Origin of the sequence: Streptomyces sp. NPDC047869 (genome assembly GCF_040704065.1) — a bacterium.
Classification (GTDB): Bacteria; Actinomycetota; Actinomycetes; order Streptomycetales; family Streptomycetaceae; genus Streptomyces.
Genome location: NZ_JBEYRK010000033.1, coordinates 18,900 through 40,257 on the forward strand (window position 1 = coordinate 18,900; position 21,358 = coordinate 40,257).

Here is a 21,358-nt window from a genome sequence, read left to right on the forward strand (position 1 = left end):
GGTCGAGGGTGTGGGTGAGGCCGCGGAAGCCGTTCGGCTACTTCACCAGCAGGGTGCGGGTCGGGTCGACCAGGACGATGTGCTGGGAGCGAGCAAAGCGGAAGAACCGCCTGGTTTCGTATGCGAGAGTGGGCAACGGTTGTCGACGGTTTCGGGCAGCACTCAGCGATCGAGCACGCTGGGGCCCGAGCGTTCCGCAACTGTGTGTATTCGGTTCTGCTCAGGCGTGAGTGGTCGCTGATCGCACGACGGTCAGGCCGCACCGGTAGGGCTCGTCGAGATTGCCGTCGGGGAAGAGCCGCGCCAGCGCGGTGTGGTTGCTGTCGAGGAGTTCGGCCCGCTCGATTGGGTTCATGACGGCGAAGTGCGAGTGGGTGCCGAGATTGTGGATGTGCTCCTCGACGGTGATCCGGCGCGACCACAGGATCTCGCGGGTAGACACGTGAACCGGCAACGGGGCGAACAGCTCGGCCACGGTTGTCGGGTAGTCGCGGGTGAAGGGCGCAAGTCGGGCATCCTCCGCAGCGACCCATGGGACGCGGACATCGGCCTGGTTCCACCACAGGGCCAGCACGCCGTGCGGGCGTAACACGCGCAGCGCTTCGGGGACGGACTGGGCCGGGTCGGTCCAGTGCCAGGCTTGGGCGTAGGTGATCACATCGAAGGTGTCGGCGGTGAAGGGGAGGCGGTTCCCTTCGCCCCGCACCAGCGGGGTCTCCGGCTCGGCTGCGCACAGCTCGGCGGCCATACCGGCGCCCGGCTCCAGGGCGACGACGTGGGCGCCGCGTTCGCGGAGCAGCCGGGTGGCGATGCCAGTGCCGGCCCCGCAGTCCAGCACGTCGGCGCCGGCCAGCGATCGGCCAGCTAGTTCCTCAACGGCGTCGAAGAGGGCCGGTGGATAGTCCGGGCGGGCGGCAGCGTACTGCGTGGCAACGGTGTCGAAGGACAGGGCGCGGGCTTGGTTCCCGTGAGATGCCATGCCTGCGATCTTTCCGGGTGCAGGGAGGAGTTGTCAGCAGTGCACGGCGGGACCGCGTCCAGCGCAAGTGATTGACCAGGCCCTGATGAGAGGCCGTTGCACCTCCGATCCGTATCAGTGGATGCGCCGATCGTCATGACGACGATGCGCACGATGTGCCGACATCCATGAAGCCTTCCTGAAACTCGCCTGCTGCCTGATCACACACCGACAGCTCAGCTTGCTGCGTCGGCCGTTGTCAGTCCCACCAAAAGGACCAGAGGGGAGAGTTGATGAGTGAGGCAGCGTAGTCGGGATACGGAACGGTGCCGTCGTTGATGTTGTCGGCGCCGGTCAGCACATGTTCGAGAGCGAGATGGGTGGCGTGATCGGCGTCCCGGGGTGGCCGTGCGACGGAGACGTGAATCATTGCTCCGTCAAAGGCGACAACCCGCGCACCGAAGCGGTCCTCCCAACTGCGGAGCAGGGCGCACAGCAGGGGCAACGGGGCTTCCGCCTGCCAGCCCATGACCGCGGGAATGTCGGCGGAGCGGGCGGCCGTAACCAGGGCCAGATGAGGCTTGGGCAGTGGGTATGGGTCAGCCATGAGCCGGGCGATGGCGGTGCGGGCGGCGGCATCAGGGTCGTCGTTGGCCAGGGAAGGGATGTCGGCCGCCAGGCCGGGCCAGCGGTCGAACGGCGCCCCGGGATCCTCGTTCCAGGGTTCGACGCCCTTTGGCAGGTCCTCCGGTTCTTGCGGCGCCGCAAGCTGCCTCAGTTGGAAGGCTCGATAGGAGTGCCAGTCCCGTTCCAGCACGTCGTGAAGGTCCAGTGCGTCGACGGACGCGAGGGCGGTGGGCCGCCCAGGTCCGTAAGAGGCGGAGACGAGCAGTGACCACAGTCCGGTTTCCTCGCGTCGACCCTGGCAGTGCGTCCACGACCCCACGGGATCCGAAACTGGTTCCTCGGATAGCCACATGCGCGGTGGTGGGGCGTCGCCTCGGACGACTTCGGGGAGGCAACGGCCTGGCGGAAGCCCATCGGGCAGTGACGAGTACATGCGCGCACGTTAGCCGCGGTCACCGACACCGCCCATCACTGATCGGGGCAGACGCAGCTTCCGAGACATGCCCGCACGGCAACGTCCGCGGCGTGCCGTGGGCTTCAGCGCTGTCTGAGCTGCCCCTCCGCATGGGCGTCAGCCTTGATCCACCCCATTGTGTTAGCCGCTATTAGCCCAGCAGGCAGCGCCTGGTGGCGCTCATGCGCGCGTGCTGTCAACGTCGGAGCCGATCTCCGTGCTCAGGGCTTGCAAAGCGTCATCGTATTGGTGACGGTCGAACTGGAACGGGCCGAATGCCACATAGTCTCGGGCCTTGCGGTGCGGTTGCTCAAAGGCGTCCCAGGTCACGAAGTCGGCCGTCGCAGTGATGCGGGCCATGAGGGGCCAGCATCCCCACTCGCCGCATTCACAACCGAGAACGGGTGTCTTCGGCCCCATCGTGTTGGTGGACCGTCCGAGGAAGTGATCCGGCATCGGGCCGAACCGGAAGAACTCCGGGATCAGACCGCCGTAGGCGTCGCCTGCGGGCTGCATCCCGGCGGCGATCTCGAACCCGTCGATCAGCTTGGTGAGTGGTGCTCCGTCGATGCGGGGGACGATCACGAGCGGGCCGCCGTCGCCACGGTGCTGGCAGTCGAACCGGATGTCATTGCTGGTCATCCAGTGATTGTGTCAGCGAAGCCGTTCCCTCCGCCGGGGCGGGTTGAGCTGCGGCTATGCGCGGCATACCGAGCGGCGGGGCCGTCCTCGTCGCTGATCTGGAACTGGTGCTACTGCACGGGCACGAGCCCGCGCCCGTCCTCGGTCTGATCGCGTATGGCGTGTGCTCCCGGGGTCGGCGGCTGGTTATGTGCTGAGAGAGGTCGAACGGGCGTGTCAGGGCGCGGTCAGCGGATCCTGCGACAGTTGGTCTCGTGAACGGCAGCGGGGCAGCATCGGCAGCCGGGATGAGGGAAAGGTGCCGGGAGTGGTTGATCGGGGACCAGCGAGCTCGCTTCACGGTCGGGTTCTTTCGGGGTCCACGCAGCGGGGTCCGTCACGAAACGACTCAGCCGGTAGGTGGTCGGCAGCGCAAGGCGCCCGCACAGCGTGTCGATCCGGATCATCTCCCCATCGACTCCTGCCTCCCGGAGACGGCGCAACCGCGTACGCATCTCCGCCTGGTCCTGAGTCTCAACGACCACTTCCCACTGTCCCGCATCTGGCGCAGTGCGAGCAGCAAGCCGCTGCCGCGTGTCCTCTTGCCGCCGCCTTCTCTTCCCCTGTCCTGGCACCTGCCCAGAATCACTGGCTGCCGTCAGGACGGCAAGGCAGTTGGACCGAGCCGCACCCGCTCGGTGATCATTTGTCAGACAGGCCCTCCTAGCGCTGACATAACCCGGGAGCAGTGCTTCGGATGTCCGGGAGCAGCGTCTGGACCTTTACGGGTATGGGTACGTACCCGTACCCTGTGAGGGTGGAAGGGAGCACGATGATGTCCGACGCCAATGTCCGCATCCCCGAGGAAGCCCGAGACCGGCTGGCGGCCATAGCGGCAGCCGAGGGCATGTCACTGCGCGCCTACCTGGCACGGCTCGCTGAAACCCTCCTCACTCCCGCAGAGCGGGCCGAGCGAGCTGAGCAGGCCCGCGCTGCACTGAAAGAATGGACCGGCTACGCGCCCACCCCGACACAGGAGCGGGACCTCGACAACGAACTCGACCGCCGGCTGGCGCAAGCGGGCGCGCAGTGAGCGACGCGATGCACATCGTCCTCGACGACACCGCCATGGCCGCAGCCGGCCTCGGCAACATCCTTGCCTCCCGATTGATCCACCGCGCCCACGTGGAAACCGGCTGGTACCTCTACGCCCCGACCTGCGCACTGGTCGAAGCCGACCGCGCCCGGCCCGGCACGGCAGAGCATCTCGCCGCGCTACCCGGCGTCACCGTTTTGGACCTGGACCTGCCTGCCGCCCTCGCCGTGGCCGCGCAGAACACCTGGGCCACCGCGCACGCCCAGCACGCCGCTCAGCCCACCCCAGACCGCCCCGACGGGGCGATCATCGCCACCACTGCCCCTGAGCGGTGGCACGGCCAACCGGTCCGCGTTCTCGACCTCACCCCCTGACCAGGGACTGTAAATCGTTCGGGTCTGCTCCGTAGTCGGTGGTGACGGAGGGTGTGGATGTCAGCCCAGGAGGATGCGGTGGCGGAGGAGGGGAAAGCTCGCGCGGCCGTACATCTGGCGCTTGATCAGCTTGGTTTTGTTGTTTACGCCTTCGGTGCCGCCGTTGTGGTGCGGCAGGGTGAGGGCGGCATCGACTGCGGCGCGGTCCTTCTCGAGGCCCCGGGTGAAGGCATGCAGGTGGGGCAGGTCCTCGGCCTGGGCCGAGGTGATCCAGGTGCTCAGCAGGGCGGCATTGTCGTCGGCGGGATCCAGCAGCACGGCGAAGCGGTGGATGAGGTCGGCCAGAGCGGTCATCTCGTGGCAGGCGGTGCGGGCGGCCTCGATTCGTTCCCGCTGATGGTCCTTGAGGCGGTCGGGGCGGGTGAGCAGGTAGCGGGCCAGGCGCCGGGGCGAGAGTGCGGGCCGGTCGGCCTCGACACGGCCCTGGTTGATGTAGCGGACCAGCAGGTTCGAACTGCCGGTGTAGCCCAGCTCCCTGATCTCCTGGAGGAGATGGGTGACGGGGACGGCCGGGTTCTCCAGTCGGCGCTTGCGCAGGTGATCGCGGTAGGGATCCACGAGGGTGGGCCGGTACTTGGGGGCGCGGATGAGGCGCTCGGGCTCGGCGACACGGTCATAGCGCTTGACGGTGTTCAAGGCGAGGTTCAGCCGTCGTGCGCACTCCAGAAGTCCGACTCCGCGCTCGCGCAGGGCGTGGACCTGCTGCCAGCGCTCGCGGGTGGTGGCGGCCTGTCTCCCCTCAGCCGGGGGCGGGCCCACTTTCGCCCAGCAGGCGCTGTGCGCGGCGACTTCTTTGCGGACGGCCTCGGCGAGGTTGTGCCACAGATGCCACCGGTCGCTGATCTGGACCGCGTCGGGCAGGGCTCGGCGCACCGCCTCGGCGTAGGTGGCCGACCCGTCCCGGCACACGGCCTCGATGCCCGGATGCCCGCGCAGCCAGGCTGCCAGAGCGGCGGCTTCGCGGCCGGGCAGTACCTCGATCCGCTCACCGGTCTCGGCGTTGATGATGATCGTGGCGTAGCTCTGCCGGCGCCGCAGGGCGAAGTCGTCGACCCCGATCACCCGCGGGACCTGTACCGTCGGCACGGGCACCCGCCGCAGCAGCCGCAAGGCGGAGGCGTACGACACGGGCACGGCCAGCGATCGGGCGAGTCGGGCGGACGCCCGGCCGCATAACTCCTTGACCAGCTCGGAGAGCTGCCCGGTCAGACGTGTCGTGCGGCGCTGATGACGCTCCAGGAGCCCGGGGACCTGCTCTCGGAAGGTCTGCCGCCTGCAGCCCAGGACCGGACAGACCAGCCGTCGTATCCTCACCCGGACCACGACGTGCCGACCGTCTACCGGCACATCCCGCACCGTCCGGTCGTGATACCCGTGGACCCTCCCCGTCACCACCCCGCACACCGGACAGGGAACGGGAACATCTCGGGTCCGAGCCGTAACCCGGACCATCTCGCCACCGTCCGCCACGTCCTCGATGACCAACGCCGACAACCCCGAAAGCACCGTTCCGACAAGCCCGTTCGCATCATGCACGCTCAATGATCACAGGCGAGCACTCACCGTCACCACCGACTACGGAACAGACCCATCACAACCGTGGGTGACCCGGGCAGCGGCGGGGTCAGGCGGCAGCGGGCAGGGCCCGCAGCGCCTCCCCGATGAGGGCGATGCCCTCCTCGATCTCGTGGGCGGCGCCCGCCGCGTAGCCGAGGACCAGGCCGGGCGGGCCGGGGGTGAGGCGGTGCCAGGACAGGGGGTGGGCCTTCACACCCCGGGCGAACGCGGCCGCGGCGAGGTCGGTGTCGCGGACGCGGCTGCCGGGCCCGTCGGCGAAGGTGACCATGAGGTGCAGTCCGGCGGCCGCCCCGTGGACGCGGGCGCCGGGCAGGTGTGCCTCGACGGCCCGCACCATCACGTCCCGGCGCCTGCGGTGGCGGCGCCGGACGTGGCGCAAGTGCCGTTCGAGCTCGCCCGAGTCCATGAGCCGGGCCAGGACCAGTTGGGTGAGGATGCCGTTGCCGAGATCGGCGTACCGCTTGGCGGTGACCAGGGCGTCGCGCAGGCGCGGCGGAACCAGGAGCCAGCCGACCCGCAGTGCGGGGGCGAGCAGCTTGGAGACGCTGCCCGCGTAGCAGACCCCGTCGGGCAGGAGCGAGCGCAGTGCCGGTACGGGGGGCCGGTCGTAGCGGTGCTCGGCGTCGTAGTCGTCCTCGATCACGACGCCGCCCTCGGCCGCCCAGCGCAGCAGCTCGCGCCGGCGTTCCCCGTCCAGGACCACGCCGGTGGGGAACTGGTGCGCCGGGGTCATCAGCACCGCCCGGGCCCCGCAGACCCGCAGCGCGTCGACGTCCAGGCCGCCGGCGTCCACGGGAACGGGGACGGTCGTGTGGCCGCCGTACTCCAGCTGCTGGCGCGCGCCGAGCGAGCCGGGGTCCTCGACGGCGACGCGGTCGACGCCCTCGGCACGCAGCAGCTGCCCGAGCAGCCCCAGGGCCTGCGCCACACCGGCGACCACCACGACCTCGTCCGGGTCGGCGCGGATGCCGCGATTGCGGGCCAGCCAGCCGACAACGGCCCGCCGCAGCGCGGGCGCGCCCTGAGGGCTGCCGTAGCCGAAGTCGGCCGGGGTGACGGCGGCGAGGACGGCGCGTTCGGCGCGCAGCCAGGCGGTCCGGGGAAAGGCGGCGAGGTCGGGCACGCCCGGGGAGAGGTCGATCCGGCAGGGCAGGCCGCGCAGGGCGTCGACGAGGCCGTCGCGGTGGGGGGAGGCGAAGAAGGCGTCGGGGACGGGAGTGGGGGTGCGAGGGTGGGAGGCCCGATGCCCGGCGGCGGGGGGTGACGAGAATGAGGGGCGGCCGGATGCAGAGGAGGCTGCGGGCGGTGCTGAGGGAGACACCGGGGGCGCCGGGGCGGCGACGACCACCGTGCCGCCTCCGCCCCGGCCGGCGATCTGGCCTGACTCTGACAGCCGACGGTAGGCCTCGGTGACCACGCCCCGGGTGACCCGGAGCTCCTCGGCGAGCACGCGGCTGGCGGGGAGCCGCGTCCCGACCGGCAGCCGGCCGTCGGCGATGGCCGACCGCAGCCGGTCGGCGAGCCAGGCGGTCCGCCCGCCCGGGGGCGCGTCGGCGACGTCGAGCTGGAGGAAGTCGGAACCGAGGGAGGCGCCGGGCCGAGACGGACGGCCGTCGGCCGCGCCGCCGGCCCCGCAAGCCGTACCGGCCGATCTCACCATCGCGTCCGCTGCGGCGGTCTTGGACCCCTCGACCGACGGCTCTTTGGACCTACCCATGGCGTCCATTGTGCGGCCAGGGTGGACCCATGGACACCCCTTCCGCATCCTTCGCGCCCCTGGTCCCCGGCATGGTCGGGATGGTGCTGGTCGGCAGCAGCGTCAGCGTGTCGCACGCGCTCGTCGACGCGCCGCTGTTCACCGCCCAGGCCGTGCGCTACGCGGCCGCGACCGCGATCCTGCTGCTCCTCGCCCGGCTCGCCGGTACCCGCCCGGTCCGCCCGCGCGGCCGGGAGTGGCTGTGGCTGGCGGGGCTCGCGGTGACGGGGCTGGTGCTGTTCAACGTGGCCGTGGTGCGGGGGGTCGCGCACGCGGAGCCCGCGGTGATCGCGGTCGCGGTGGCGTCGGTGCCGGTGGTCCTCGGGGTCCTGGGCCCGCTGCTGGAACGGCGCGCTCCGAGCCGGCAGGTGCTGCTGGCGGCGCCCGTGGTGGTGGCGGGCGCGGTCCTGGTGGAAGGCACGGGCCGTACGGATGCGGCCGGGGTGGCCTGGGCGGCCCTGGCCCTGGGCTGCGAGGCGGCGTTCACGCTGCTGGCGGTACCCGTGCTCGGCCGGCACACGCCGTGGGGGGTGTCGGTGCACGCGTCGTGGCTGGGCGCGGTGCTGTTCACCGTCCTCGGCGTGACACGCGAAGGTCCCACGGCGGCGGGAGAGTTGACGGGAGCGCAGTGGGCGGCCGTGGGCTACCTCGCACTGCTGGTCACGGCGGTCGCCTTCGTGCTCTGGTACTCGACCGTACGCACCGTCGGCGCCGGCCGCGCGGGCCTCCTCACGGGCATCGCCCCGCTCGCGGCGGCAGCGGCCGGCACGGCGACGGGCACGGGGGTGCCGGGATCCTCGGTGTGGCTGGGGATCGCGGTGGTGATCGGGGGGCTGGCCGGGGGGCTGCGGGCGTCTCGGGCTCACGGCGCAGCCGCCGCCGTGGACGCCGCGCCCCGGACAGGACCCTCGCCCACGTCGGCGCGCTCCAGGTAGGCACAGGTGCGACGGCCGACCGGAACTCTCGTGCCGCGGTGGCGCGCCGGGAGCTTGTCGAGATTTCCGGATGGCGGCTAACCGGATTCGGGGCAGGGAAGACCGGCGGCGTGTCAGAGTGACGAACGGCCGTCGAGCGTGTGCTGGTGCACTGTCTGTCAGGTGATGCTGTCCACATGCAGCGCCCAGGAGTGCAGCCAGGAGGTGTACTTCTGACTGCCGCGGCGGGAACGGTCAGCAGGCTCTGGGCAGCGGCACTTCGACGGCGTCGTAGGTGAGGGGGCGAAATGGCATGCCCACACGACGGTGCGGGTGGAGTCGCTGACGGCGGCGGCGAAGGTGCCGCCGGTCGTGGCCTGTCCCTGCCGGACCGCGTACAGGCCGCGGCTGACGGCCTTCTCCCGGCTGCGGTACAGCGAGATGCCCCGCTCCATGCGGGTGCGCTCGGGTCCGGTGAGCGTGTAGAGGTTCCACTGGGTGCCGGCGGCGTCGCGCCACCGCTTGCGGGCGGCTTGGCGGGAGATGCCGGCCGCGGTGGTGACGTCGTCCATGCCCGCTCAGCATGCGCGTCCGCCTGCGCGACACGCTCCAAGGCGACCGCGCCGCTGTGGCTGCAGGCGGTCCGTACGACTGCGGCCGCCGCCGGGACAGCATGACAACCCCCGGACCTTACGAAATGCCGTGGCAGCGCCAGTACCGAGATGCAGCTACTGAGCCAGTGTCAGTCCTCGAGTATGGGCGCCCTGGCCGCAGAGAGCCCGCCGCTGCAGGCTGAAGCCCGCAACGGCGGTACTGGTTGAAGCCGCGTCAGGAGACACTCCAAGCTCGTAGTTGGCGGCCGATCAGGCCGACTCCCAGGGCGCCGGAAGCAGCGTCGCGGACCAGAGTGACCGCCTCTTTCGGCGGGTAGTCGAGCCGGTGTCGGTTCAGGGCCAGGTACGCCTCGGTCGAGTGCCAGGCGAAGGCCTCGTTCGAGTGCTCCAGGCAGGGCAGTTTCGCCAGTGTCTGGAGCAGGGCTGCCGCTTTGAGATACACGGAGCCGTAGATGTCCCGCTCCATCGCCCTGGCGTTGACCCGTGCGACCGCCGCGTAGAGCGGGCCGTAGTCGTCCACCTGAGGGTCATCGGGCAGCAGCTCGGCCGCGTGCAGCAGGAAGGTCACATCGATCGGGTGCAGCGGATCGTTCTGGGTCACGCGGCGTGACCCCGATCCTGCTGCTCCTCAAGATCACGCCGCGCCTGAAGCTCTGCCGCACGCTGCTCCGCACCGGGATCGGCCACACCGCCGTCCTCCGCGAACGCGTCACCGCTGTGAGCCACCGACGCCCGGAACGCCTCCAGGAAGCGCTCTTCGACGGCGGTGGCACGGGCGTAGGCCGCGGAGAGGATGTACTCCTGCAGGCTGACGCCCTCCTGCCGTGCGGCGGTCTCGATCGCGGCGCGCTGGGCCGGGTCGGGAAAACGCAGGTTCATGGCTTTCGGATGAGTCATGGTACCAACGGTACCGCCGATACCGCCGGCTCAACAGTCCAGGCCCCCAGCACAGGGTCCGACACCCCCCACACACCACGACGAGCATTCGTGCGCACTCCGTACGCTAAACGTACGTTTCACGGCCCAGTAGTTGTGCCTGGGCGGTCGAGCTGGGTGGCGGTCAGGTCCAGCGCATGCCGATGTCGGACAGTTGCTCGATCCGTTCCGGCGACAGGGTGGCGGCTGTACGCCAGCCGAGAGGCGCACGCCGGGCTCGGTCCGTGCGAGGACTGCCCGCAGTGCGTGGACCACTCGGTGGCGGCTGTGTCGGTGAAGTGCTGGAGCTGGGCGAGGCGGGCGGGCCAGTCGGGGACGGCCGTAGTGCGGGGCACAGGCCGGAGTCGACGATGTTCCGTGCGCGGGTCGCCAGGCCGGCGATCCGGGTGCGTGGCGGTACGGCGGCCATCATCAGCGCCCTCAGCGCCATCATCGTGGCGCTGATCAACTCGCGGCGCGGCGGCTCGGGGGATGAATCGCAGTGAGGTGACGTGACGTGAAACCCTTCCTTGGGTCGCGTCACGTCACCCCACCCCGGGGTCAGGGCTGACCACTGCGGGCTGATCCCGACAATGCAAGCCAGGAGCAGCACCCCACATCCCGGCCACGAACGCCCCCCGCAGACCCAGGGCAGCCAGGACGTGTAGCTCGGTGCCAGACTCGACAACACCCGCAACCAGTGCTCGGCCATCAACGGCAAGTCGCCGAAGGTCGACGACGTCGCACAGGCCCGGTTCAGCACCAGCACGCACACCGTGAGCCCGGCCGAGGCCAAGCAGATCAACACCGCTATCGACGCGTACTGCAAGACCGCATAGCGTCCACCGTCAACGATCCGCCGCGCTCCCAGGCGGCGGATCCGCCTGCCGACCCCTCGCCGCCTTGCCGGGCACGCCCCACGAAACCCCCTTGCGAGGGGGCGCCTCTCCACCTTGCGACGCTCCCCCCGCGGCCTGAACGGCGTGGGAGAACCCCCGGCACCGGACACCGCGCACCGATGCAACGAGAATTGGCGGACAGCCCCTAGGCTCCCGGGATGACGGCCGGTATGTTGCGCCCCTGCCCGCCGCGAGGCGGGCACGGTGAACGGCTCATCATGGGGGTAGCGTGCGCGACTTCAGCCTTCCGGCACTGGTGGAGACCCTGCCGGCGGGAGGCCTTGCGGACTCGGTGTACGAGGTGGCGGAACGCGACCCGAAACTGGAGCAGTTGGCGCGGCGCGACCCCCTGGACGAGCAGAGGTGGTGTGCGGTCACCGCGGCCGAGTTCCGCGACGAGGTCCTGGCGCTGGCCAAGGGGCTGCTGGCCGGCGGGATCCAGTTCGGTCACCGCGTCGCCGTGATGTCCCGCACCCGTTACGAGTGGACGCTCTTCAGCTACGCGTTGTGGTCCCTCGGCGCCCAGGTGGTCCCCGTCTACCCCACCTCCTCGGCGGACCAGGTCCGCTGGATCCTGTCGGACGCGCAGGTGGTGGCCGTCGTGGTGGAACACGAGGACCATGCCATGACCGTGGGGGCGGTCTGCGACCAGCTGCCGCTGCTGAGGGCGATATGGCAACTGGACGCCAACTGCGTCCAGTGGCTGGCGGACGCGGGCTGGGGCATCCCCGACGACGTGGTGCACCAGCACCGCAGGGCAGTGCAGCCGGGCTCGGTCGCCACCATCGCCTACACCTCCGGCACCACCGGCCCCCACCCCAAGGGCTGCCTGATCACCCACGCCGGTCTCGCGGCCGAATGCGACACCCTGAACGCGGGCTGGCGGGAGGTCCTCGCCGAGCCCGGTGAGCAGCCGGCCGTTCTGGCCTTCCTGCCCCTCTCCCACATCTACGGTCTGATGGTGCAGGTCGTCTGCATGCGCGGCGGCGTCCGGCTGGGGCATCAGCCGGACCTGTCCCCCGCCGCGCTGCTGCCCGCCCTGGCGTCGTTCCGGCCGACGTACGTCTTCGCCGTGCCGTACATCTTCGAGAAGATCTTCCATTCGGCCAGGCGTTCGGCCGAAGCAGCCGGCCGGGAGGCGCTCTTCGACCGGGCCGTGGACGTCGCGGTGCGCTACGCCGAGGAAGTGGAGCGCCGGGACAGGGGCGAGGGCTCGGGGCCCGGACCGCTGCTGAAGGCCTCGCACGCCGTCTTCGACCGTCTGGTGTACGGGCGGCTGCGGGCCGTCCTCGGCGGCCGGGTCCGGTACGCCACCTCCGGCGGGTCGAGTCTCGACCGGGAACTCGGCCTGTTCTTCGCCGGAGCCGGGGTCACCATCCACGACGGATACGGGCTCACCGAGACGACCGCCGCCGTCACCAGCCAGCCACCGGGCCGGCCCCGCTTCGGGACCGTCGGCAGACCCCTGCCCGGCTGCTCCGTCCACGTGGCACGGGACGGGGAGATCTGGGTCCGCGGGGACGTCGTCTTCTCCGGCTACCTCGGCGATCCGGCGGCCACCGGGTCGGTGCTGCGCGACGGGTGGTTCGCGACGGGCGACGTGGGCCGGCTGGACGACGACGGCTTCCTGGTCATCACCGGACGCAAGAAGGACATCCTCATCACCAGTGGCGGCAAGAGCGTCAATCCCCGGGTGCTCGAGGAGCGGCTGCTGAGACATCCCCTGATCTCCCAGTGCCTCGTCGTGGGCGAGAACCGTCCCTTCATCGCGGCGCTGATCACCCTGGATCCCGAGGCGTCCCAGCACTGGTGCCGGCTTCGCGCACAGCAGCACGCCCGGCCCGGGGAGGCGCCGATCAACGAGGAACTGCGTGGCGAGATCCAGCGGGCCGTGACGATGGCGAACGCGGCGGTCTCCCAGGCGGAGGCGATCCGCGCGTTCCGGATCATCCCGAACGAGTTCAGCACGGCCAACGGCCTCATGACGCCGTCGCTGAAGCTGCGTCGCGCCGCGATCGTGCAGGCGTACGCGGCCGACATCGAAGCGCTGTACAGCTCCTGAGGACCCCTTACCGGCGGTCGGACGGCCCCGTTGCTGATCTTGGGATCATCCACGGTGAAAGCGGGCAGGGCCCGGGCCAGTACCGTCGGCTCAACCCCGCACAGCCCGGCGAGCACACCCCGCCCGGCTTCGTTGAGCACGATCTCCGCGTCGGCCCGCACGCCGCCGCCGTCCAGCCGGCTGGAGAGTTGCGGCACGTCCACTGCCGCAGCACACCAGCGGCCGGCAGACCGTAGCGGGCCGCAGTCCGATTGATCAGCGACGCGGTGAGCTCTCCCGCCAGCGGCACCGTCCGTAACGCCCCAGCTCCCACGGCTCTCCTCACCTGCGTGCTTCGCCCCGTTCCAGCCGGACTTGGCCGCTTCGTCGAGGGCCTGGCCGTGCCGCAGGGCGGTGATGAGCCGGTCGGCCAGGCGGGCGGACAGCGGGGCGGGGGCGGTCATGCGCGCACCCTACGGGCGGCGCGCCCGGCTGCGCTCCGGCCGGGGGAGTCGCGCGACGCCGGGGCCTTCACGACAGGCGCGTCCGGCCGCTGCCCGGGGGGCGGGCCGGCCCGCGCTGCTCCCGGCAAGGCGCGGGAGACATACGGCAGGCAGATCACGGGGGCGGTGGTGCCGAACGGCGGGGCAGGGCCTGGCAGATGGCCGGGTCCGCTTTCCAGCCGGGGCCGGTGAGGTGGGCGGGGGTGAGGAAGCGGGGATCCGCTGGTTGTCGTGGATCGTCAACGACCGCGAGATCGAAGGGGGTCATGCGCTGCCCGTACAGCCGCTCCCCGCCTCCCAAGGCCGTGATCAAGCGCAACCTCTCTACGGCTGACCTGACGAACGCATCACTTGGATGCGGAGCGGTTCCGGCGGAGCTTGTAGGCGACACGGAGCGTCACGCCGCCGAAGACCAGCAGTGTGCCGAAGAGCAGGATGTACCAGCGTGGGACGTCGACAAGGGCGCCCCACACGGCCCAGGCCAGGGCGGCCATACCGATGACGATGGTGGCGACGTATTTCCAGGATCCGGCTACCGATGGCCACTGGTCCGTTCCTTCGGCCGGTGCGGTGCTGTCCTTCTTGGCAACGATGCCTGGGAACCACCGGCCAGAAAACAGAGCAGAACTAACCCTCAGGATTTCCGGCGCATCACACTAGTGGGTTCGCCCTTCGCAGTCAGTCGTGTGGCGGTGGTGCCTGTTCCTTGGTCAGGTGCGTCGCGATGGCGGTGAGGCGTTCGGCCAGTGCGCCGGGGGTGGACCTCGTCATGGCGGTGAGGTCGATGGTCGCTGTCGTGTGACGGAGCGGTCTGAACCGGATGGCGGGGCGTGACGTGGATGCTGCGGCGGGTACGACGGTGACGCCGAGCCCACACTCGACCATGGCGATCTGTGAGGTCACCGACCGCGCCCAGTGGGCCGGGACCGGGCTGAATCCGGCCGCTCGGCACATGCTGGCCATGGCGTCGTGGTAGTCGGGTGAGATCTGCCGGTGTAGCCACACCCACGGGGCGCCCGCGAGGTCCGCCAGGTCCAGCGGTCCGGTGGCATCGGCGGCGGGGTGGTGGAGGGGCAGGGCCGCGACGAACCGGTCGGCGAACAGTGGGGTCGCCGTGGTGCCGCGTACCGGGGCGGTCTGGCGCACAATCGCCCAGTCGAGCGAGCGGTCCAGGAGCCCCGCCGCGGCTTCGTGGGTGTCGATCTCCTGGGTGCGGATTTCGACGTCCGGCACGGTCTCGTGGAACCGCTCCAGCACCAGGGGCAGGGGCCAGGAGAAGGCCGAGGCGACGGCGCCCAGGTTCAGTCGTCCGCCGTGCCCGGTGGCGGCCTGCCGGGCGGCGGCCTCGGCTTCCTCGGCGTGCCGGATCAGGGCGCGGCAGTGGTCGAGGAACACGGCTCCGGCGGGACTGAGGGCGACCGAGCGTTGGGTGCGGTGCAGTAGTTCGCAGCCGAGCTGCCGTTCGAGCTGCTTGATCGCTTGGGACAGCGGTGGCTGGGACATCTGCAGCCGCCCGGCCGCGCGGCCGAAGTGGAGTTCTTCGGCGACCGCGACGAAGTACCGGGCCTGCCGGATCTCCACCATGAGTTGCTCAGCCTCTTACTGGTAGAGGAAATCAGACCTTCCGAATATAGCGGGCGGCTGGTGGGGTGGAGGCCATGAGCAATACATCTCTCCTGGACCGTTTCGCAGCGCTCGACTCCGCTGCGGTCAGCGACGCGCTCGACCGGCTCGGGATGCCCTGCGGAATCGGTGACATCCGTCCGGTGTGGGGGCCCGCGACCGTCGTGGGATTCGCCGTCACCGTGGGACTGGAACCGCGTACCGAAGGCCCCGCCGGGGCCCACATCGCCACCACGGCCGTCGAGAACGCGGACGACCGGAGCGTGATCGTCGTCGACAACCAGGGCCACACCGACGTGTCGTGCTGGGGCGGCATCCTGAGCCTGGGTGCGTCTCTGCGCGGTGTGCGCGGGGTCGTCGCCGACGGCGTGTGCCGCGATGTGGCGGAGGCCCGGGAGCTGGGATTCCCGGTGTTCTCGCGAGGTTCGATCCCGGCCACGGCGCGGGGCAGGCTGCAACAGCGCTCCACCGGCGAGCCGGTCCGTGTCGCCGGGCTCACGGTCGAGCAGGGCGACGTCATCGTCGCTGACGAGACGGGGATCGCCGTCGTCCCGCGGGGCCGGGCCGAGGAAGTGGCCCAGATCGCCACCGCGATCGTTGCCCGGGAACGCGCCATCGCCGACGAGGTACGCGCGGGCGCGCCCCTTTCCCAGGCCATGCACGACGCCCGCCTCGCCGGAGAGAAGGAGCAGGTCCGATGAGCGCCCCTGCCACCAGGCCTGAGCCGACCAGCGGCCTGTCCACTGCGTCCGTGTCCGACGCCCTCGATTCGCTGGGGCTCCCGGGATCCCTCCACGGCATCGGCGCCCTGCGCCAGGGCCAGCGGACCGTCGGCCCGGTTTTCACCGTCACCTACGAACCGGTCGACGAGGCCGGCGGCACGGTGGGCGACTTCCTCGACGACGTAGTTTCGGCTGTCCGTTAAGGCACTCGACGGCTGCCGCACCCCGCGCACCCGAGCGGTGATCCTCTCCTCCCCGGGCAACCCCACCGGCGCCGTCCATCCGGAATACCGGCTGCGGCAGATCGCCGACTGGGCCGAGCGCAACGACGTCTGGATCATCAGCGACGACATCTACCGCGCCTTCGACTACACCGACACCTACCGGTCCGTCCTCGCGGCGGCGCCGCAGTTGCGCGCCCGTACCGTCGTCGTGGGCGGAGTGTCCAAGGAACACGCCATGACCGGCTGGCGCGTCGGCTGGCTCGCCGCGCCGCCTAAGATCATCGCCTCGGCGCGCCGGCACGTCTCCCGCACGATCACCCACGTCCCGACGGTCAACCAGCGGGCCGCCCTCGCCGCCCTCGGGGACAGCGCCACCCCCGTCGAGGCCGCCCGCGACTACCGGCGCCGGCGCGCCCTGCTGGTCGAGGCGCTCAACGGCATCGACGGGATCGAGTGCCAGCTGCCCGACGGCGGCATGTTCGCCTTCCCCGACGTCAGCGGCCTGCTCCGCGACCGCGGCTGGAACAGCAGCGCCGACCTGGCCGCCTGGCTCCTGGACACCGCTCACCTCGCGGTCGTACCCGGTTAGGCGTTCAATGCGCCCGGCCGCATCCGTGTGTGCTTCGCTGTCGACGACGACACCTTGATCACCGCGATCGAGCGACTGCACACCGCCCTCGGGTCCGCGCGGTACCAGCCGACCCTGCACCCTGGAGGCAGCCCGATGAGCCCTGTCAGGAAGCTCGAACGCTTCACCCTTCCCCTCACCGTCGGCACGACCCGCGTCGAGGTGTCCGGCCTCCACCGTGACGGCACCGGCACGCCCCTGGTGTTCCTGCACGGCTTCGGCTCGACGAAGGAGGACTACGCGGACGTCATCCAGCAGCCGCGGCTCGCCGGCCGTCCTGTCCTGGCCTACGACGCGCCCGGCTGCGGCGCCAGCACCTGCGCAGACCTCGGTGCCGTCTCCATTCCGTTCCTCGTCTCCGTCGCCGAGCAGGTGCTCAAGGCGCGGCAGATCGACCGGTTCCACATCGTCGGACACTCGATGGGCGGCCTGACCGCGCTCCTGCTCGCCGACCGCGATCCCGGCAGGGCCGCGAGCTTCACCAACATCGAGGGCAACGTCGCTCCCGAGGACTGCTTCCTCAGCCGGCAGATCCTCACCCACGCCCACGACGATCCCGAGGAGTTCCTGGCCCGATTCGGTGAACGCGTCGGCGGCTCACGCTTCTACGGCGGCGCCCTGTACGCATCCAGCCTTCTCCACAAGGTCCGGGCCGGAGCAGTCAGGGCCATCTTCGAGTCTATGGTCGACCTCTCCGACCACGGCAAGCTGCTCGACCGGTTCCTCGCGCTCCCCGTGCCGAGGATGTTCATGTACGGAGAGCAGAACAACACGCTCTCCTACCTCCCCACCCTGGCCGAAGGCGGCGTCGAACTCGCTGAGATCGAGCACTGCGCCCACTTCCCGATGTACTCGAACCCGCCGCAGATGTGGGCCCGCATCGCCGACCTCGTCGCACGCGCGGAATGAGAGCCGGCTCTGCTCCCGCCGGTGTGGTGGCGGGTCAAGCCCTGACCAGAGCGACGGACACAGGGGGGCACGCCATGATCGACCAAGCCGGACGCGGGCTTGTGCCCGTGCAGTACCACCAGTTCCGGATCAGCGACGAGGACGGTTCCGCCGGTCCGGACCTGCCCCGCGAGCACAACGGGCTCATCGAGGTGCAGGACGGCATCGCCACCGTCCACACCGGCATCCACGAGGTGCGCCAAGTCATGGACGCAGCGCAGCAGCAGGGAATGCAGAGGGACCTGCGTACCCTCGCCGCCGACATCCGCGCCCACCCTGCGCGAGTGCGCCGCCGCCTACGGTCGCCCGATCAGCACCCCGCCGCAGCGCGAGGAGCGGCCCGGCGGACTGATCTCGGCGGTCCGCCGGTAGCGAGCCTCCCCGACGCTCCGCCTGTGCCGGTGCGCCGGTAGGAGACGGGATCAGATGACGCCGCGGATCGCCGTCTCGAACCCTTCCACGTGCCCCGCGGCAAGCGCTTCTGCCTTGTCCGCGTCACGGTCGATGATGGCGCGCAGCAGTGGCCCGTGCTCGTGCACATGGCCCGCCAGGCTGGGGAGGCGGTCGATGAACAGACACCAGATCCGGGTGGCCAGGTTGTCGTACCTGATCATGGTGTCCTCGAGGTACGGGTTGCGGGTCGCCGCGTAGATGGCGCGATGCACCGACATGTCGAGCCGGATCAGGTCCGTGCCGCCGTCGGTCACGTCCGCGAGGCCGCGGTCGGTCGCCTTCGCGAGCTGTGCCAGCAGTCGGCTGAGTTCACCGCGCTCACCCTCGCCGGCCCGCTGAGCCGCCAGTGCCGCGGCGAGAGGCTCCAGCCGTTGGCGTACTTCCGAGATGTGCCCGAGATCGGCGATCTGCACCTCGGTGGCGAAGGTCCCGCGCCGGGGGTAGGCGATGATGAGGCGCTCGTGCTCCAGCCGCTTGAGGGCCTCCCGGACAGGGGTGCGGCCGAAGCCGAGCTCGGCGGCTATCCGCTCGTCGTTGACGGGCTCCCCGGGGCGGATCTGGAGCGTCACGAGACGGTCCGAGATGGCGCGGTATGCCTGGTCGGCCAGGGTTCCCTGGCTCTGACCGGCGACCGCCGGCGAAGTCACTCGAAAACCCTCCCTTGACGCGCCTCGATGCGCGCTCCTAGTGTACGCAACAGGAAATTGATATATCAGTCGTCTTTCAGTCGCTCTCAAGGGACTCCCATGACTGCCCACACCCCCGATCAGCGAGCGGCCCGATCCGCCGTTCTCGGAGCCCAGCTCGACGACTTCGACCCGGAGATCGCCGCAGCCATCACGGCGGAACTCGCCCGGCAGCGCGGCACACTCGAGATGATCGCGAGCGAGAACTTCGCACCGCTCGCCGTCATGCAGGCCCAGGGCTCGGTGCTGACCAACAAGTACGCCGAGGGCTATCCCGGCCGCCGCTACTACGGCGGCTGCGAGCACGTCGACGTCGTCGAGCGACTGGCGATCGACCGCGTCAAGCAGTTGTTCGACGCCGAGGCCGCCAACGTGCAGCCCCATTCCGGCGCGCAGGCCAACGCCGCCGTCATGGCGGCCCTGCTGCAGCCGGGCGACACGATCCTGGGGCTGGACCTGGCGCACGGCGGCCACCTCACCCACGGCATGCGGATCAACTTCTCCGGGCGCCTGTACAAGGTGGCGGCCTACCAGGTCAGCGAAGTCGACCACCGCATCGACATGGAGCAGGTCCGCAAGCTCGCCCACGAGCACCGGCCGAAGCTCATCGTGGCCGGCTGGTCGGCGTACCCCCGGCAAGTGGACTTCGCCGCCTTCCGCGGCATCGCGGACGAGGTCGGCGCCTACCTGATGGTGGACATGGCCCACTTCGCCGGCCTGGTCGCCGCCGGTCTGCACCCCTCGCCCGTCCCGCACGCGCATGTGGTGACCACCACCACCCACAAGACGCTCGGCGGCCCCCGCGGCGGCGTGATCCTGTCCACCGCCGAACTCGCCAAGAAGATCAACTCCTCTGTGTTCCCCGGCCAGCAGGGCGGCCCCCTGGAACACGTGATCGCGGCGAAGGCCGTGGCGTTCAGGATGGCCGCCCAGCCGGAGTTCGCCGACCGTCAGCGCCGCACCCTGGAAGGGGCCGCGATCCTGGCCCAGCGGCTACTGGCCGAGGACACCAGGGCCGCCGGAGTCAGCGTGCTGACCGGAGGCACGGACGTGCACCTGGTCCTGGTGGACCTCCGCGCATCCGAACTCGACGGCCAGCAGGCCGAGGACCGGCTGCACCGGATCGGCATCACCGTCAACCGCAACGCCGTGCCCTTCGACCCGCGCCCGCCGATGGTCAGCTCCGGCGTCCGTATCGGCACCCCCGCGCTGGCCGCCCGCGGCTTCGGCGCCGAGGAGTTCACCGAGGTCGCCGACATCATCGCCACGGCTTTCCTCCCCGGCTTCGACGCCGACGTGGCCCACGCCCTACGCACACGCGTCGAAGTCCTCACCGAGCGCTTCCCGCTGTACCCCGACGACCCGCGAAGCCCGGCCCAGGAGGCTCGTCAGTGATGCGCGCACACGACAACACTCCCACCCTGCCCGGTGACGTCCTGCCCGACCACCCCGACTTCCTGTGGCGCAACCCCGACCCCAAGCCGTCCTACGACGTCGTCATCGTCGGCGGCGGCGGGCACGGTCTGGCCACCGCGTACTACCTGGCGAAGAACCACGGCATCACCAACATCGCGGTGCTGGAGAAGGGCTGGCTCGCGGGCGGCAACATGGCCCGCAACACCACCATCATCCGGTCCAACTACCTGTGGGACGAGAGCTCCGGCATCTACGAGCACTCGCTGAAGCTGTGGGAGACCCTCGAGGAAGACCTCGACTACCCCATCCTCTTCAGCCAACGCGGCGTCCTCAACCTCGCCCACAGCCTGCAGGACATCCGCGACAGCAAGCGCCGCGTCCACGCCAACCAGCTCAACGGCATCGACGCCGAGTGGCTGGAGCCGGACGAGGTCGCCAAGGTGTGTCCCATCGTCAACGTCTCACCCGACGTGCGCTACCCGGTGCTGGGCGCCACCTACCAGCCACGGGCGGGCATCGCCAAGCACGACTACGTCGCCTGGGGCTTCGCACGAAGGGCCGACGACTACGGCATCGACCTGATACAGGACTGCGAAGTCACCGGCATCGACGTCCAGGGCGGCCGCGTGACCGGGGTGCGGACCACGCGGGGCCGCATCGCCGCCGGCAAGGTCGCCCTCGCGGGCGCGGGACACTCCTCGGTGCTGGCGTCCATGGCGGGCCTGCGGCTTCCCCTGCAGAGCCACCCGCTGCAGGCGCTGGTCTCGGAACTGCTGGAGCCCGTGCACCCGACCGTGGTGATGTCGAACGCCGTGCACGTGTACGTCTCGCAGGCCCACAAGGGCGAGCTCGTCATGGGCGCCGGCATCGACAGCTACAACGGCTACGGGCAGCGCGGCGCGTTCCACATCCTGGAGCGCCAGATGGCCGCCGCACTGGAGCTCTTCCCGGTCTTCGCCCGCGCACACATGCTGCGCACCTGGGCCGGCATCGTCGACGTCACCCCGGACGCCTCTCCCATCGTCGGCCTGACCCCCGTCCAGAACCTCTACCTCAACTGCGGCTGGGGCACCGGCGGTTTCAAGGCCACACCGGGCGTCGGGTGGTGCTACGCACACACCATCGCGACCGGCGAACCGCACCCCTACAACGCGCCCTTCACCCTCTCCCGCTTCACCACCGGCGCCCTGGTCGACGAGCACGGCGCAGCAGCCGTCGCCCACTGACCGCCGTCCCAGCCAAGGAGAT

Annotated in this window: 22 protein-coding genes and 1 pseudogene; 12 read left to right on the top strand and 11 right to left on the bottom strand. The window is 70.5% G+C overall.

Annotated features, from left to right (window positions below; all coding sequences use genetic code 11):
* Positions 1 to 220: 220 nt before the first annotated feature.
* From AB0924_RS31395 to AB0924_RS31405, 3 genes are all read right to left on the bottom strand, one after another.
* Positions 221 to 979, bottom strand: coding sequence for a class I SAM-dependent methyltransferase (locus tag AB0924_RS31395; RefSeq protein ID WP_366913175.1), 759 nt, complete (start codon positions 977 to 979; stop codon positions 221 to 223).
* A gap of 238 nt (positions 980 to 1,217) precedes the next feature.
* Positions 1,218 to 1,775 (bottom strand): DUF4253 domain-containing protein, encoded by a 558-nt coding sequence (locus tag AB0924_RS31400; protein ID WP_366913176.1) that lies wholly within the window; start codon positions 1,773 to 1,775, stop codon positions 1,218 to 1,220.
* Between the two features lie 444 nt (positions 1,776 to 2,219).
* Positions 2,220 to 2,681 (bottom strand): hypothetical protein, encoded by a 462-nt coding sequence (locus AB0924_RS31405; protein ID WP_358938441.1) that lies wholly within the window; start codon positions 2,679 to 2,681, stop codon positions 2,220 to 2,222.
* 814 nt (positions 2,682 to 3,495) lie between these two features.
* Here AB0924_RS31405 and AB0924_RS31410 point away from each other — a divergent pair.
* Complete coding sequence (locus AB0924_RS31410; RefSeq protein ID WP_358938532.1) at positions 3,496 to 3,753, top strand: hypothetical protein; 258 nt, start codon at positions 3,496 to 3,498, stop codon at positions 3,751 to 3,753.
* 8 nt (positions 3,754 to 3,761) lie between these two features.
* Positions 3,762 to 4,130, top strand: coding sequence for a hypothetical protein (locus tag AB0924_RS31415; RefSeq protein WP_358938439.1), 369 nt, complete (start codon positions 3,762 to 3,764; stop codon positions 4,128 to 4,130).
* A gap of 60 nt (positions 4,131 to 4,190) precedes the next feature.
* On the opposite strand, the gene AB0924_RS31420 is transcribed toward AB0924_RS31415, so the two are convergent.
* On the bottom strand, positions 4,191 to 5,696 hold the full coding sequence (locus AB0924_RS31420) for an ISL3 family transposase (protein WP_366913178.1): 1,506 nt from the start codon (positions 5,694 to 5,696) through the stop codon (positions 4,191 to 4,193).
* 118 nt (positions 5,697 to 5,814) lie between these two features.
* Positions 5,815 to 7,494, bottom strand: coding sequence for a PLP-dependent aminotransferase family protein (locus AB0924_RS31425; protein WP_366913179.1), 1,680 nt, complete (start codon positions 7,492 to 7,494; stop codon positions 5,815 to 5,817).
* Between the two features lie 20 nt (positions 7,495 to 7,514).
* On the opposite strand from AB0924_RS31425, the gene AB0924_RS31430 reads away from it, so the two are divergent.
* Complete coding sequence (locus AB0924_RS31430) at positions 7,515 to 8,459, top strand: DMT family transporter (RefSeq protein WP_366913180.1); 945 nt, start codon at positions 7,515 to 7,517, stop codon at positions 8,457 to 8,459.
* A gap of 158 nt (positions 8,460 to 8,617) precedes the next feature.
* On the opposite strand, the gene AB0924_RS31435 is transcribed toward AB0924_RS31430, so the two are convergent.
* The 3 genes from AB0924_RS31435 to AB0924_RS31445 all read right to left on the bottom strand — a co-directional run bounded on the left by AB0924_RS31435 (position 8,618) and on the right by AB0924_RS31445 (position 9,949).
* Positions 8,618 to 9,010: a hypothetical protein gene (locus AB0924_RS31435; RefSeq protein WP_366913182.1), complete on the bottom strand. Its 393-nt coding sequence runs from the start codon at positions 9,008 to 9,010 to the stop codon at positions 8,618 to 8,620.
* A 256-nt stretch (positions 9,011 to 9,266) separates the two neighbouring features.
* A complete protein-coding gene (locus tag AB0924_RS31440) occupies positions 9,267 to 9,653 on the bottom strand; it encodes a fic family toxin-antitoxin system, toxin component (protein ID WP_366913183.1) in 387 nt (128 codons plus the stop codon).
* Positions 9,650 to 9,949, bottom strand: coding sequence for a DUF1778 domain-containing protein (locus tag AB0924_RS31445; RefSeq protein WP_358939460.1), 300 nt, complete (start codon positions 9,947 to 9,949; stop codon positions 9,650 to 9,652). The genes AB0924_RS31440 and AB0924_RS31445 overlap by 4 nt, the downstream gene beginning before the upstream one ends.
* 389 nt (positions 9,950 to 10,338) lie before the next feature.
* On the opposite strand from AB0924_RS31445, the gene AB0924_RS31450 reads away from it, so the two are divergent.
* Together AB0924_RS31450 and AB0924_RS31455 are read left to right on the top strand one after the other, a co-directional pair.
* Entirely contained in the window at positions 10,339 to 10,473 is a 135-nt protein-coding gene (locus AB0924_RS31450) for a hypothetical protein (protein ID WP_366913184.1), read from the top strand.
* A gap of 622 nt (positions 10,474 to 11,095) precedes the next feature.
* A complete protein-coding gene (locus AB0924_RS31455) occupies positions 11,096 to 12,928 on the top strand; it encodes an AMP-dependent synthetase/ligase (protein WP_366913186.1) in 1,833 nt (610 codons plus the stop codon).
* An 829-nt stretch (positions 12,929 to 13,757) separates the two neighbouring features.
* Here AB0924_RS31455 and AB0924_RS31460 read toward each other — a convergent pair.
* Both AB0924_RS31460 and AB0924_RS31465 read right to left on the bottom strand, forming a co-directional pair.
* A complete protein-coding gene (locus AB0924_RS31460) occupies positions 13,758 to 13,904 on the bottom strand; it encodes a hypothetical protein (protein ID WP_366913187.1) in 147 nt (48 codons plus the stop codon).
* A gap of 184 nt (positions 13,905 to 14,088) precedes the next feature.
* Positions 14,089 to 14,994 (bottom strand): LysR substrate-binding domain-containing protein, encoded by a 906-nt coding sequence (locus AB0924_RS31465; RefSeq protein ID WP_366913188.1) that lies wholly within the window; start codon positions 14,992 to 14,994, stop codon positions 14,089 to 14,091.
* A gap of 74 nt (positions 14,995 to 15,068) precedes the next feature.
* On the opposite strand from AB0924_RS31465, the gene AB0924_RS31470 reads away from it, so the two are divergent.
* The 5 genes and pseudogenes from AB0924_RS31470 to AB0924_RS31490 all read left to right on the top strand — a co-directional run.
* Positions 15,069 to 15,734 (top strand): 4-carboxy-4-hydroxy-2-oxoadipate aldolase/oxaloacetate decarboxylase, encoded by a 666-nt coding sequence (locus AB0924_RS31470; protein ID WP_366913189.1) that lies wholly within the window; start codon positions 15,069 to 15,071, stop codon positions 15,732 to 15,734.
* On the top strand, positions 15,731 to 15,958 hold the full coding sequence (locus AB0924_RS31475; protein ID WP_366913190.1) for a hypothetical protein: 228 nt from the start codon (positions 15,731 to 15,733) through the stop codon (positions 15,956 to 15,958). Before AB0924_RS31470 ends, AB0924_RS31475 begins: the two co-directional genes overlap by 4 nt.
* A gap of 37 nt (positions 15,959 to 15,995) precedes the next feature.
* Positions 15,996 to 16,568: an aminotransferase class I/II-fold pyridoxal phosphate-dependent enzyme gene (locus tag AB0924_RS31480; RefSeq protein ID WP_366913191.1), complete on the top strand. Its 573-nt coding sequence runs from the start codon at positions 15,996 to 15,998 to the stop codon at positions 16,566 to 16,568.
* Between the two features lie 135 nt (positions 16,569 to 16,703).
* Positions 16,704 to 17,516, top strand: coding sequence for an alpha/beta hydrolase (locus AB0924_RS31485; RefSeq protein ID WP_366913192.1), 813 nt, complete (start codon positions 16,704 to 16,706; stop codon positions 17,514 to 17,516).
* A 306-nt stretch (positions 17,517 to 17,822) separates the two neighbouring features.
* Positions 17,823 to 17,927, top strand: a pseudogene (locus AB0924_RS31490) (SAM-dependent methyltransferase); the annotation flags it as partial.
* A gap of 50 nt (positions 17,928 to 17,977) precedes the next feature.
* Here the strand turns inward: AB0924_RS31490 and AB0924_RS31495 are convergent.
* A complete protein-coding gene (locus tag AB0924_RS31495; RefSeq protein WP_366913194.1) occupies positions 17,978 to 18,655 on the bottom strand; it encodes a GntR family transcriptional regulator in 678 nt (225 codons plus the stop codon).
* A gap of 99 nt (positions 18,656 to 18,754) precedes the next feature.
* On the opposite strand from AB0924_RS31495, the gene glyA reads away from it, so the two are divergent.
* Positions 18,755 to 20,089, top strand: coding sequence for a serine hydroxymethyltransferase (gene glyA, locus AB0924_RS31500; RefSeq protein WP_366913195.1), 1,335 nt, complete (start codon positions 18,755 to 18,757; stop codon positions 20,087 to 20,089).
* Positions 20,089 to 21,336 (top strand): sarcosine oxidase subunit beta family protein, encoded by a 1,248-nt coding sequence (locus tag AB0924_RS31505; RefSeq protein ID WP_366913196.1) that lies wholly within the window; start codon positions 20,089 to 20,091, stop codon positions 21,334 to 21,336. The genes glyA and AB0924_RS31505 overlap by 1 nt, the downstream gene beginning before the upstream one ends.
* Positions 21,337 to 21,358: the final 22 nt, after the last annotated feature.